Origin of the sequence: Heterorhizobium halophytocola (genome assembly GCF_017873095.1) — a bacterium.
Lineage (GTDB): Bacteria > Pseudomonadota > Alphaproteobacteria > Rhizobiales > Rhizobiaceae > Allorhizobium > Allorhizobium halophytocola.
In genome coordinates this window covers 56,359-69,261 of record NZ_JAGGJU010000007.1, presented here as the reverse complement: position 1 = coordinate 69,261, position 12,903 = coordinate 56,359, and the positions used below count along the sequence as shown (strand labels likewise).

Sequence of the window (12,903 nt, the reverse complement as noted above, 5' to 3'; positions counted from 1 at the left end):
GTTCAAGCCTTGATCGCTTCCTTCAGCGGCTTGACCAGGTCAAGCTTTTCCCAGGAAAACGCGCCGTCGCGGCCGGTCTTGCGGCCGAAATGGCCGTAGGCGGAGGTCTTGGCATAGATCGGCTTGTTGAGGTCGAGATGGCGGCGAATGCCGGACGGCGACAGGTCCATGACCTTGCGGATCGCCGCTTCGACTTCGTCCTCGGTCACCTTGCCGGTGCCATGCAGGTCGACATAGACGGCCAGCGGCTGGGCGATGCCGATCGCATAGGCGATCTGGAGGGTGCAGCGTTCGGCGAGATTCGCAGCCACGACGTTCTTTGCCAGGTAGCGGGCGGCATAGGCTGCGGACCGGTCGACCTTGGTGGTGTCCTTGCCGGAAAATGCGCCGCCGCCATGCGGGGCGGCCCCGCCATAGGTGTCGACGATGATCTTGCGGCCGGTCAGGCCCGCATCACCGTCCGGACCGCCGATGACGAACTTGCCGGTCGGATTGATATACCACTTGCAATCGGCGGCCACAGGCAGATCGCCCAGCGCTTCCATGATATAGGGTTCGACAACCTTGCGGACCTTGGCGGAATCCCAGCTCTCGTCGAGATGCTGCGTGGACAGCACGATGGAGGATACTTCCGAGGGCTTGCCGTCGCGGTAGATGACCGAGACCTGGCTCTTGGCGTCCGGTCCGAGCTTGGCGACATCGCCCTCGCCGCTCTTGCGGGCGATCGCGAGCAGCTGCAGGATCTTGTGGGAATAGTAGATCGGGGCCGGCATCAGGTCCGGGGTCTCGCGGCAGGCATAGCCGAACATGATGCCCTGGTCGCCGGCGCCTTCGGAGTTGTCGTGATCGGAGGCCTTGTCGACCCCTTGCGCGATATGGGCGGACTGGGAATGCAGGAGGACGTCGATCTTGACCGTCTTCCAGTGGAAACCGTCCTGCTCATAGCCGATGTCACGGATGGCGCGCCGCGCCGCCGACTTGAACTTCGAGGGGTTGATTACCTCTTTGCCGTTCTTGTCGGTCTTCATCAGGCTCGGCGGTAACCGGACCTCACCGGCAATGACCACCCGATTGGTGGTCGCAAGCGTCTCGCAGGCAATGCGCACAGTCCAGGGATCCACACCGGTCTTGGCCGCTTCGCGGTAGACCAGGTCAACGATCTCGTCCGAAATGCGGTCGCAAACCTTGTCAGGGTGACCTTCGGAAACAGACTCGCTGGTGAAAATGTAGTGTGAGCGCATGCGGGATTCCCCTCAGTGAAAAAGCCATGATCTTGTTAGGCGCTTCGTTGTCGAAAAACAAGCGCACAACGACATAAAGATATCTTTATGTCGATATTTCAGTTGAGGCTTTTATCACAGTCGACAGCGCCCGGCCATCGCAGAGGACGGGCACGCCCTACACAGACGAAAGGCGGCCTTCACGGCCGCCCTCAGACACGGATCAACCTTGGGAGGGAGGATCAGTCGGCGTCGCCTTCGGCACCGAGCGTCTTGACAAGCTCGACGATGCGGCGGCGTACCTTCGGGTCACCGATCTTGACGAAGGCGCGATTGAGCTGGAGACCTTCCGAGGACGACAGGAAATCGACCACGTAGTTGGAATTGGAAGCTTCGGCCATGCCGTTCGCGTCGACAATATTGTCGCCAGGCGCATCCTCGAAGAAAAACGAAACCGGCACGGTCAGAATATTGGAGATATTCTGCAGTCGGCTGGCGCCAACACGATTAGTGCCCTTCTCGTATTTCTGAATTTGCTGGAATGTGATTCCGAGACTTTCGCCCAATTTTTCTTGGCTCATGCCAAGCATTGTACGGCGCAGACGGATCCGACTCCCGACATGAATGTCGATCGGGTTCGGCTTCTTCTTATTTTCGACCATGATTATTCCTGACAAGGTGGTTTTCAGTCACTGCCATAACCCGCTCTGCTTGCAAGCCCCACTAAACGCGAACGTTGTACTGTGAGTATAATAACACAAGCATAGAGACTGATATACGACGTATATGACTATGCAATTTTAGGGGTTTTCGGTCAATCCAAGGCGCTAATAAAACCTGCGCGGGAACCGACCGCCGCCAATGCCAGACATGCTATAATCAACCAGAAGTTATAAAATCGGCCAGAATCGTTCCATTTTGAAACACTTAGTAAACTTATCGTTGCGTCGACGGCCTGTTTTTTATCCAGTGAAAGACCTGCGACAATTTGTCCCTTGCCGTCGATAACCGCCGAAATACCGTTGTTTGCATCGCGAATGACCGGCAATCCGGTCTCCGCGGCCCGCACCCGCGCTTGCAGAAAATGTTGATAGGGGCCGGGCGTATCGCCGAACCAGCCGTCATTGGTCACATTGACGATGGCATTGGTGGAAGCCGGCGCCTCGTCGATCTCCTGCGGGAAAATGATCTCGTAGCAGATCAGCGGATAGAGATTGATGCCGCCCGGCAGCGTCAGCATGGTGCGGGCAGAGGCCGCCGTGAAGCCGCCGGGCAGGCTGATCAGGTTGTCGATCCCCCATTGGCGCAGGACATCCTCAAACGGCACATATTCGCCGAACGGCGTCAGATGCACCTTGTCGGAGGCGCCGATGATCTCCCCCTTGTCATTGATCAGGAAGACGGAGTTGTAATAGCGCGGCGGATAGCCCGGGCCGCGATCCTCGGCCCGCACGGCGCCCGCCAGCAACACCTGTCCCGGTTGCAGCGTATCGGCGATGCGGGTGAAGGCATCCGGGTTTTCCGTCAGGATGAAGGGCACGGAGGTCTCCGGCCAGACGATCAGGTCGGGGCGCTTGTCGCCCGCCTTCGGCGGCAGGGCCGACAGTTTCAAGAGGTCGTCGAACTGTTGCTCGCGGTCGTCGTCGCCGTTCTTGTCGGTCTGCTCCACGGCTGGCTGGACCAGCCTGACGCTCAGCGTCTTCTCGGTTGCTGCCGTGGCCGGCGCCTCAGAAAGTCGCCAGGCGCCATAGCCGAAATGGACGACCACCAGCAATGTCGCGAGCACGATGCCCGTCACCCGGCCGCGACGGGTGCCCAGAAGCGCAGGCGTTGCAAAGACGAAGACCGAGAGGGCGGAGACGCCGAAGAGACCGATCGCATGGGCCGACTGCATCATCACCGGGATCGGCATCGCGCCGTAGCCGATGGCGTTCCACGGAAAACCGGTGGCGACGAAGCTGCGCAACCACTCGGCAAGCCCGAAGCCGAGCGCCAGCGCCGCCAGACGGCCGAAGCCTTCGGACCAGAAGATCCGGGCAATCAGCGTCGCCATTCCGTAGAAGATCGCCAGCAGCGCCGGCAGCCCGACAATCGCAAGCGGCAGGGCCCAGGCGAATTCGTCGGCCTCGACCAGCAGCGCCGAACCGACCCACCACAGACCGGCGACGAAATAGCCGAAGCCGAACAGCCAGCCGGTGACGAAGGCCTGCCGGTAGCTGCGCAGAATGCCGCCGTCAGCCGATCCGGTGGTGCCGTCGAGCAGCCAGACCAGAACCGTGAAAGAGACGAAAAGCGTTGCGGGGAAGCTGAAGGGGGGAAGTGCCAGTGCTGCCAGGGCACCCATGACGATTGCAAGAGAAGCGCGTTTCACGCCCCAGAGCAGCATGATGCTGCCGGCCAGTCGGTACATGCGCCGTCCCTTCCCTGCTGAGGCGAATCGTTTCGCCCGCAGTCTTCCAAAAAATGCCGGACTTGTCCCCCGCCGGACGGCGGGAAAGCGTGGACCGCGCCTGTGCCTCAGGCCGTCGTGCGGGTCGCCTGCTGGGGGCGGCCGCGCCCGTCGTCATCTCCCGACCCGTCGCGCGGCAAAACGGGCTCGACATCCCCCTTGGTCGCACGCCGACGGGCGGCCAGACGCTTGCGAATGATGCGGATGCGCTTGATCTTGCGCGGGTCGGCCTCGAGAATGTGGAATTCGAAGCCCGGAAGCGCCTGCACCACCTCGCCGCGCACCGGAATCCGGCCGAGCGACGAGTAGACCAGGCCGCCGAGCGTGTCGAAATCCTCAAGCTTGTCTCTGATGTCGAAGTCAGAGCCGATTGCTTCGGCAATCTCTTCGAGTTCCGCGCGCGCGTCGGCGACGTAAACGTCCTCCGTCACCCGCGTGAACATCACCTCTTCATCGTCGTGCTCGTCGTCGATGTCGCCGATCACCATCTCGACGATGTCTTCATGCGAAACCAGCCCGTCGGTTCCGCCATATTCGTCGATCACCAGCGCCATCTGGGTTCGGGCCGTCTGCATGCGCTGCAGCAGGTCGGAGGCATGCATGGAGGGCGGAACGAAGAGGATGCTGCGTACCAGGCCGGCCTCGGCCACCGACTTGTCGAGATCGACGCGGGCGAGATCGAAGCTCACCTTCGTGGCGGCCGTGGACTTTGCCGGCTTTTCGGGTTTTTCCGACTTCTCGGCGTTCGCCGCATTGGCTGCAGCGCTGGCGCGGGGCGCGGTGCGGCGCTTGCTGCGCGCCTGCTTGTTCAGATAGGCAAGCAGGTCGCGGATGTGGATCATGCCACGCGGGTCATCCAGGGTCTCGCAATAGACCGGCATGCGCGAGCGGCCCGATTCCTCGAAGATGGTCAGCAGTTCGCCGATGGTGACATTCTGGTCGACCGCCTCGATATCGACGCGGGGGACCATCACGTCCTCGACCCGCACTTCGCGAAACCGCAGGATGTTCTGCAGCATCGCCCGCTCTTCCGGCGAGAACACCGCCCCGACCCGTTCATCGGTCAGCAGCGCGTCGGTCAGGTTTTCCCGAAGGGTCGAAGGCTGGTGAGGCCGCAGCAGGCGAACCACGCGATCCCAGAAGGAAGCCTGTTGCCGAGCGGCAGGCTCGTGCCTGCCGGGACTACTGGAGCCCTCGTCGGAAGAAGAGTTCTCCTGACCCTCCTTGGTCCTCGCAGGCGAATGCGTCGTGGCGTCGTTCATAATATCCATCTTATCAGAGAGGCTCCTGCCCCGCATAGGGGTCAGCCAGGCCTAGTTCTGCCAAAATCTCGGTCTCGAGGGTCTCCATGACAAGAGCCTCGCCGTCATTCATGTGATCGTAGCCGAAAAGGTGAAGAAAACCATGCACCAGCAGATGCGACAGGTGCTCGTCGAACGGCTTGTCCAGATCGACGGCCTCCCGCTCCAAGGTTTCGCGGGCGAAGACGATATCGCCCAGCATCGGGCCCGGCATGCCGCCTGGCAATACGGGAAAGGCCGGAAAGGACAGGACATTGGTCGGCTTGTCCATGCCGCGCCATTCGCCGTTGATCTCGCGGATCTGCCGGTCGTCGGTAAACACCAGCGACAGTTCCGGCGCCGTCTTCGGGAACGGTTGCTCCTGGCGCTCGATCAGATAGCGCAATGCTGTTTCCAGCACGGCATTGCTCTGGGCGAGGAGGACCGCTTCGCTCGGCCAGCCCTCTGCCTCGATGGCCATCTGTATGTCCAGTCGTGTCATATGCTTCCGGAGGCCGACCCTTAACGGTCGCCCTGCTCACTTTCGTTCTGCATCGCGTACTGGGCGTCATAGGCCCTGACGATCCGGCCGACAAGCGGATGACGCACGACGTCGACATCCTTGAAGCGCGCGATCGACACGCCCTCCACGCCGTTGAGAAGCGACAGCGCCTCGACAAGACCGGACCGCACGCCGCGCGGAAGGTCGATCTGGCTCGGGTCGCCGGTGACGATCATCCGGCTGTTTTCGCCAAGACGGGTCAGGAACATCTTCATCTGCATCGAGGTCGTGTTCTGCGCCTCGTCGAGAATGACAGCCGAATTGGCAAGGGTACGGCCGCGCATGAAGGCGAGCGGCGCGATCTCGATGACGCCCGCGGTGATCGCCCGTTCGACCTTGTCGCCCGGCATCATGTCGTAGAGCGCGTCGTAGAGCGGCCGCAGATAGGGATCGACCTTTTCCTTCATGTCGCCCGGCAGGAAGCCCAGCCTTTCGCCGGCCTCCACCGCCGGTCGCGACAGGATGATGCGGTCGACCATGCCGCGCTCCAGCAACTGGGCGGCATAGGCGACGGCGATATAGGTCTTGCCGGTACCGGCGGGACCGACCCCGAACACCAGTTCGGAGCGCTCCAGCGCCCGCATATAGACGTCCTGCGTCGGCGTGCGGGCCGATATAGTCTTCTTGCGCGTGGAAATCTGCGACATCGACAGCTTGGCCTTGCCTTCCATCGTCGGCAGGCTCAGCTGATCGTCGGCGGCAACCGCCATGCGGATTGCGCCCTGAACATCCGAGCGCTCGACCGAGCCGCCCTTCTGGACCTTTTCATAGAGAAAATCGAGCGTTCGGCGCGCCTGGTTGGTGGCGACCACATCGCCGGAGATCGAAACCGAGTTGCCGCGGGCACGTGCATCGACATGCAACTGCTCCTCGATCAGCTTCAGGTTCTCGTCGAACTGACCGAAGACCTCACTGGCAAATCGATTGCTCTCGAACGTCAGGATGAAGTGGTTGTCGTCGGTCACTGCGGTTTTGCTGTTGCGCGAAGGTGAAGAAACCAAGTCATGGGCGTTCAAGCGGATCAGGCTCCTGGCTCAGATTGCGACCTGCCCTCACTGTAACCCTATGCCATCTCGGCAAACAAGCTGTTTGGGCCGGTCCCGGTGATTCGTACATTGATAATGTCGCCGATTTGCGATTTTTTTGCATCAACATTCACAGATTGCAGCCAGGGCGACCGCCCGATCAGCTGGCCCGGATTGCGGCCGGGCTTTTCCAGCAGGATATCGGTGACCCGGCCGACGCAATCTTCGGCAAACTGACGCTGCTGGGTCAGCAGCAGCTCCTGAAGCCGGGCAAGGCGCTCGGTCTTCACCGCGTCTGCCACCTGATCGGCAAGCTCGGCACCCGGCGTGCCCGGACGCTCGGAATATTTGAACGAATAGGCCTGGGCGTAGCCGACATCGCGCACCAATTGCAGGGTCGCCTCGAAATCGGCATCGGTCTCGCCGGGAAAGCCGACGATGAAATCGCCAGACAGCGCGATATCGGGGCGGGCGGCGCGAACGCGTTCGATCAGGGCGACATATTCATCCGCCTTGTGGCGCCGGTTCATCGCCTTCAGGATGCGGTCCGAGCCGGACTGGATCGGCAGATGCAGATAGGGCATCAGCATGCGCAGATCACGATGGGCGGCAATCAGTCCGTCGTCCATGTCGCGCGGATGGCTGGTGGTATAGCGCAGGCGCGCAAGGCCTGGAATGTCGGCCAGCCGATGAAGCAGCTGGGCAAGTCCGATCTGTTCCCCTCTGGCGCCGGTACCTGTCCAGGCATTGACGTTCTGGCCGAGCAGCGTCAGTTCACGCACGCCCTCGGAGACCAGCCGTTCGGCCTCTTTGACGATCTGGGAGAGTGGCCGCGAGACCTCCGAACCCCGAGTGTACGGCACCACGCAGAAGGTGCAGAACTTGTCGCAGCCTTCCTGCACCGTCAGGAAGGCGGTGACCGAGCGGGCGCTACCCTTGGCCTTGGCAATCTGCGGCAGATGTTCGAACTTGTCCTCGACCGCATATTCCGTATCGACCACACGTTTGCCGGCGCGCGCCTGATGCAGCGCAGCCGGCAGGCGGTGATAGGTCTGCGGCCCGATGACGACGTCGACGGAGGGCTCGCGTCTGGCGATCTCCTCGCCTTCGGCCTGCGCCACGCAGCCGGCCACACCGATCATGAACTCGCGGCCCTCGGCATTGCGGCTGCGCTTGAGGTCGCGCAGGCGCCCCAGGGCCGAAAACACCTTCTCGGATGCCTTCTCGCGAATATGGCAGGTGTTCAGCAGAACCAGATCGGCATCATCCGCGCTGTCGGTCGGCGTGTAGCCTTCGGCCGCCAGCGCATCGCTCATGCGGCTGGAATCGTAGACATTCATCTGGCAGCCATAGGTCTTGATGAAGACCTTGCGGCTTGCAACGGCCTCGCCGGACATGCCGTCGTCCGGGGCGGTGATCTCTGCGCTATCCTGGGTCATTGGCCGCTATCTAGTGGTTTTTGGCCGAAGAAGAAATGAAAAAATGCGGGGGCCACCCTCAAGCCCGGCGATGACGGCCGCGAAGGCTCGCGTTGAGCATGCGCCGCAGATCGGCCTCGACGGTGGCGGCAAGCGCCTTGCGACTGTCGCCTTCTCGAAAGTCGATCGGCCGGCCGAAACTGACTTCGACGTCGAGCGCACCGGCCTTCAGCACGCCCAACAGATGCGGAACCAGCGCGACCTCCCCCGGCCAGCCGGCGAGCGGGCGGTGATAGCGCCCCATCGGCAGGCCATAGACGCCGGTATAGGCGATCGTCACCGGCTGCACACGGACGACGCCGTCAGGGGCACTTGGTAGAGCAGCGGTGGCCGCGCCGAACAGCGAGGACTTGACCGGCAGCACCCGGTTGCCGTCCGACGTGGTGCCTTCCGGAAAGAGCACGACGATCTCGCCATCGGCCATGCGCGCGGCGATCTCGTTCACCTGCGTGCCGGTGCCGCGCTTGTCGTTGCGGGCAATGAAAATGCTGTGCTGCAGGCGGGCCAGATGACCGAAGACCGGCCATTCGCGCACCTCGCTCTTGGCAATGAAGGCGACATCGGCCAGCGCGCCGAGGATCAGGATATCCTTCCAGGAGGCATGCGTCGCGGCCAGCATCAGCGGCCGGCGGGTATCCAGCGCGCCGATTACCCGGATCCGCAGCCCCAGCGCCCGACAGGCGAAGCGATGCCAGACCCCCGGCAGCCATCGCCGCATCGGCCAGTCGAACGTCAGCGCCAGCATCTGCAGCGGGAGCAAACCCAGTGCAAGGGCGATGATGGCCGACAATGCGAGGAAGACCCGCAAGCGGTCGATCACGGTCGTCTGCCCCGCGCCAGCTGTGGCACTTGCCTAATCCTCGTCCTTCTTCAGCGGTACGCCGTAAAGCTCCAGCCGATGATCGATCAGGCGAAAGCCGTATTCGCGGGCGATCCGTTCCTGCAAGGCCTCTATTTCGGGCGAATGGAATTCGATCACTTCGCCGGTTTTCAGATTGATCAGGTGGTCGTGATGCTTCTCGGGCACGGTCTCATACCGTGATCGACCGTCGCGGAACTCGTGACGTTCAATGATGCCGGCGTCTTCGAACAGCTTGACCGTGCGGTAGACCGTCGAGATCGAGATGCGCGAATCGACCTCCACCGCGCGGCGGTACAGTTCGTCCACATCGGGATGATCGTCAGACTGCTCCAGGATGCGCGTGATGACGCGCCTCTGCTCCGTCATGCGCATGCCGCGCTCGACGCACTGTTCTTCCAGTGATTTCACATTCTCGTTCATGGTCTGCAACGTGGCCGCCTCGTCCCGTCAGCAGGCAGTTAGCCAAGATCGCGCTTCATGACAAGCGCTGCGGATTTCCGCCCCTGTGCATCGGCATAATAGGCCGGGCGCTTTCCCGCAACCTCGAAGCCCAGTTTGCCATAGAGCGAAATGGCGGCACGATTACCGTCATCGACCTCCAGAAACATCGATTGACCGCCCCGGTGATGCGCCTCGCGCATCGCCGCCAGCATCAGCCGCCAGCCAAATCCCATGCGCGCCGAGCGTTCCTGCACCGCAATGGTGAGGATCTCCGCCTCGCCGGCCACTTCGCGCGCCAGCACGAAGCCTGCCAGCGGCGGGCGAAAGATCCGCGCATTGCTCTGCCGGGCGACAAGCCCGAACGTGCTCGGCTGCAACAGCAGGCTCTCGAACTCGCCGTCGTTCCAGCGACGGGCAAACCGCTCGCCATGCAGTTCGGAGACCTCGGCGCAGTCGCGCAGGGTCATCGGCACCAATTCGTATTCGGGCTTCCGGCTGAAAAACGTGTTTCGCACGACGCTACCCCTGCCGGGCAACCGCAAACCCCGTCTGGGGCTTGGCATCGGGACCACGCAGATACAGAGGCTTAGGCTTGCCCGACCTTGCCGTCAGCGCCAGCCGCGCGACGCGACCGATCGGAAAGCAGTCCGCCGGGCCCGGCGACGTTTCGCCTGCCAGCAGCGGCCCCGCCGATCCGACGATATCGACGGTCTGTCCGCCGGCGATCTCGCTGACCTCGCCGATGGGCAGAACAACGGCATCGTCGAGCGGACGACCGGTGGCCGAAAACAGCTGCAGATAAGCCTCGCCGCGCTTGGCATCCATGGCGACCAGCACGGGCCTTGCGTCGTCCCGGCCGGCCTTGCGCCTGCTGTCCAGCGCCTCGGCAGCCAGCACATCCAGCGTCGAAATGCCGACCGCTTCCACGCCCAGCGCAAGCGCCAGGCCGCGCGCCGTTGCAACCCCGACCCGGATGCCGGTAAACGAACCGGGCCCCACGGTCACCGCGATCCGTCCGACATCGTCGAGGGTGACCTGCGCCTTGTCCAGCGCGGCGTCGATCACCGCCATCAGCCGTTCGGCATGACCGCGACCGATGGTTTCCGTCACCTCCGACAGAAGGTGACGTGAGGCCGTATCATAAACGGCGGCTGCGCAATCCGCACCCGCCGTATCCAATGCCAGAACGATCATGCCGAGACTGCCAGATGCATCAGACGGCTTCGACCTCCTGGACCTCGGGAACGAAGTGGCGCAGCAGGTTCTGCACGCCGTGCTTCAGGGTGGCTGTCGAGGACGGGCAGCCGGCGCAGGCACCCTTCATGTTCAGGAATACCTTGCCGTCCTTGAAGCCGCGGAAGGTGATGTCGCCGCCATCCTGGGCCACGGCCGGGCGCACACGCGTCTCCAGCAATTCCTTGATCGTCGCGACGATGGTCTCGTCGCCCTCGTCGAAGAATTCACCGTCCGGCTGATCCTCGACCGCAGCCGATCCCATGACCGGCTGACCGCTCATGAAATGCTCCATGATGGCGCCGAGCACGGCGGGCTTCAGGTGCGGCCACTCGGCGCTATCCTTGGTGACGGTGACGAAATCATAGCCGAAGAACACACCGGAGATGCCGGGGATCGAGAAAAGGCTGGAGGCCAGCGGCGAATTCGCCGCCTGATCGGCATTCAGGAACTCGGCAGTGCCGGCATCCATCACCACCTTGCCCGGCAGAAATTTCAGGGTTGCCGGATTGGGCGTGGTTTCGGTCTGAATGAACATGACGTTCTCCTCAGCGGCCGCGGCCGCAAACTTAGAATGCTTCCAAAATAAGACCGATCGCGCCCGGCTTCAAGCACTCAATCGCGTGCTTGTCGTCTTGGTCGTACCGGCGAAGTCCCGGATGGGGCCGCCTCGCCTGCCGCCTGCCCGGTCTGACCCGAACGAGCTCAGCAGAGCGCGTCGATTTCTTCGTCGGTCAGATTGTCCGGCAGGACGGTGACCGGGATCGGGAAGGCGGTGGCACGGCCGGCGATCATCGATACCAGCGGCCCGGGGCCTTCCTTGGTCGAACCGGCCGCCAGAACCAGGATCGCAATGTCACGGTCTTCCTCGATCAGCGTGTTGATCTGCTGGGCTGCGCTACCTTCGAGAATGACGATCTCGGGCTCGACGCCGATCGTTTCACGCACCGTCTGGGCGGCGCGGGCCATGACCGTTTCGGCCTCTTCCATTGCCTCGGCGCGCATGATCTCCTCGACGCCCAGCCATTGCTGAAAGTCACCTTCCGGAATGATGTAGACCATGACCAGGCCACCGTTCGAATTCTTCGCGCGACGTCCGGCATAGTGCACGGCACGCGAGCACTCGGGCGTGTTGTCGATGACGGCCATGAACTTGCGTCGATGGCCTTCCATTCGTGAAAGACGCTTAGATACCATACGATTCCCGCTGCCGGAATTGCCTCATCAGACCTGGCGAGGACACGGCGCTCCGGCCCGCCGGCCCCTTGACGTCATCAAAGCTTACTTCACGAAACCGATGATGTCGCGAACTTCATTCATGGTTTTTTCTGCCAGCACCCGCGCCCTTGCGCCGCCGTCACGCAGGACGTCGTCGATATGACCGGGATCGTCCATCAGCCGGCGCATTTCGCCGTTCACCGGTGCAAGCTTGTCGACCGCAAGCTCGATCAGCGCCGGCTTGAACACGGAAAACTGCTGACCGCCGAACTCGGAGAGAACCTCGGCCTTGGTCTTTTCGGCAAGCGCCGCGAAAATGCCGATAAGGTTGTCGGCTTCCGGACGACCGGCAAGACCGGCAACCTCGCTCGGCAGCGCATCGGGATCGGTCTTGGCCTTGCGGATCTTCTTCGCGATCGTCTCCGCATCGTCCATCAGGTTGATGCGCGAAAGATCGGACGCATCCGACTTCGACATCTTCTTGGTGCCGTCCTTCAGGCTCATGACGCGCGGGGCCGGACCGTCGATCAAAGGCTCGACCATCGGGAAATAGGCATGCACCGGCTCGTCACCGACCTTGATGTCGACGCCCGTGCCGTTGGCACGAATGAGATCGGCAAAGTCGAGGTTGAATTTCATCGCGATGTCGCGGGCGAGCTCGAGATGCTGCTTCTGGTCGTCGCCGACCGGCACATGGGTGGCGCGGTAGACGAGAATGTCGGCCGCCATCAGGCTCGGATAGGCGAGAAGGCCCAGCGACACCTGCTCGGCATTCTTGCTGCCCGTCTTGTCCTTGAACTGCGTCATGCGCTCCATCCAGCCGATGCGGGCGACGCAATTGAAGATCCAGGCAAGCTCGGCATGCTGCGGCACGGCCGACTGGTTGAAGACGATGTGCTTCTGCGGATCGATGCCGGAGGCGAGGAAGGCCGCCGTGATCGAGCGGATCTGGCTCTTCATGTCCTGATGGACGAGCTGCGCCGTCAGCGCATGCAGATCGACGACGCAATAGATGCAGTCATTGCTGTCCTGCAGCGCGACGAATTTCTTGATGGCACCGAGATAGTTGCCGAGATGGAGATTTCCCGTCGGCTGAACGCCGGAGAAGACCAGGGGCTTGAATTCACTCATTGTC

General features: G+C 62.3%; 14 protein-coding genes. All 14 read right to left on the bottom strand.

The window, feature by feature from the left end; translation table 11 throughout:
- Positions 1 to 2: 2 nt before the first annotated feature.
- Positions 3 to 1,241 carry a methionine adenosyltransferase gene (metK, locus tag J2Z17_RS13615; RefSeq protein WP_209945899.1) on the bottom strand — a complete coding sequence of 413 codons (1,239 nt, stop codon included), beginning with the start codon at positions 1,239 to 1,241 and terminating at the stop codon, positions 3 to 5.
- A 221-nt stretch (positions 1,242 to 1,462) separates the two neighbouring features.
- Positions 1,463 to 1,882: a helix-turn-helix domain-containing protein gene (locus J2Z17_RS13610; RefSeq protein ID WP_209945897.1), complete on the bottom strand. Its 420-nt coding sequence runs from the start codon at positions 1,880 to 1,882 to the stop codon at positions 1,463 to 1,465.
- Between the two features lie 152 nt (positions 1,883 to 2,034).
- The gene (gene lnt / locus J2Z17_RS13605; protein ID WP_209945895.1) at positions 2,035 to 3,630 is read right to left on the bottom strand and encodes an apolipoprotein N-acyltransferase; all 1,596 of its coding nucleotides are present in this window, start codon (positions 3,628 to 3,630) and stop codon (positions 2,035 to 2,037) included.
- Positions 3,631 to 3,737: 107 nt separating this feature from the next.
- Positions 3,738 to 4,931 carry a transporter associated domain-containing protein gene (locus J2Z17_RS13600; RefSeq protein ID WP_209946324.1) on the bottom strand — a complete coding sequence of 398 codons (1,194 nt, stop codon included), beginning with the start codon at positions 4,929 to 4,931 and terminating at the stop codon, positions 3,738 to 3,740.
- 13 nt (positions 4,932 to 4,944) lie between these two features.
- Positions 4,945 to 5,451: an rRNA maturation RNase YbeY gene (ybeY, locus tag J2Z17_RS13595; protein ID WP_209945893.1), complete on the bottom strand. Its 507-nt coding sequence runs from the start codon at positions 5,449 to 5,451 to the stop codon at positions 4,945 to 4,947.
- 20 nt (positions 5,452 to 5,471) lie between these two features.
- Complete coding sequence (locus J2Z17_RS13590) at positions 5,472 to 6,527, bottom strand: PhoH family protein (protein ID WP_209945891.1); 1,056 nt, start codon at positions 6,525 to 6,527, stop codon at positions 5,472 to 5,474.
- Between the two features lie 47 nt (positions 6,528 to 6,574).
- Positions 6,575 to 7,975 carry a tRNA (N6-isopentenyl adenosine(37)-C2)-methylthiotransferase MiaB gene (gene miaB / locus J2Z17_RS13585; protein WP_209945889.1) on the bottom strand — a complete coding sequence of 467 codons (1,401 nt, stop codon included), beginning with the start codon at positions 7,973 to 7,975 and terminating at the stop codon, positions 6,575 to 6,577.
- Between the two features lie 58 nt (positions 7,976 to 8,033).
- A complete protein-coding gene (olsA, locus tag J2Z17_RS13580; RefSeq protein ID WP_209945887.1) occupies positions 8,034 to 8,834 on the bottom strand; it encodes a lyso-ornithine lipid O-acyltransferase in 801 nt (266 codons plus the stop codon).
- A gap of 33 nt (positions 8,835 to 8,867) precedes the next feature.
- A complete protein-coding gene (locus J2Z17_RS13575) occupies positions 8,868 to 9,296 on the bottom strand; it encodes a Fur family transcriptional regulator (RefSeq protein ID WP_209946323.1) in 429 nt (142 codons plus the stop codon).
- A gap of 38 nt (positions 9,297 to 9,334) precedes the next feature.
- Complete coding sequence (locus tag J2Z17_RS13570) at positions 9,335 to 9,880, bottom strand: GNAT family N-acetyltransferase (protein ID WP_245224102.1); 546 nt, start codon at positions 9,878 to 9,880, stop codon at positions 9,335 to 9,337.
- Positions 9,837 to 10,511, bottom strand: a complete 675-nt coding sequence (gene tsaB, locus J2Z17_RS13565; RefSeq protein ID WP_209945883.1) for a tRNA (adenosine(37)-N6)-threonylcarbamoyltransferase complex dimerization subunit type 1 TsaB — start codon at positions 10,509 to 10,511, stop codon at positions 9,837 to 9,839. The genes J2Z17_RS13570 and tsaB overlap by 44 nt, the downstream gene beginning before the upstream one ends.
- Before the next feature lie 19 nt (positions 10,512 to 10,530).
- Positions 10,531 to 11,088, bottom strand: coding sequence for a NifU family protein (locus J2Z17_RS13560; protein WP_209945881.1), 558 nt, complete (start codon positions 11,086 to 11,088; stop codon positions 10,531 to 10,533).
- A 167-nt stretch (positions 11,089 to 11,255) separates the two neighbouring features.
- Positions 11,256 to 11,747, bottom strand: a complete 492-nt coding sequence (locus J2Z17_RS13555) for a universal stress protein (RefSeq protein WP_209945879.1) — start codon at positions 11,745 to 11,747, stop codon at positions 11,256 to 11,258.
- An 84-nt stretch (positions 11,748 to 11,831) separates the two neighbouring features.
- Positions 11,832 to 12,899, bottom strand: a complete 1,068-nt coding sequence (gene trpS / locus J2Z17_RS13550; protein ID WP_209945877.1) for a tryptophan--tRNA ligase — start codon at positions 12,897 to 12,899, stop codon at positions 11,832 to 11,834.
- Between the last annotated feature and the right edge of the window lie 4 nt (positions 12,900 to 12,903).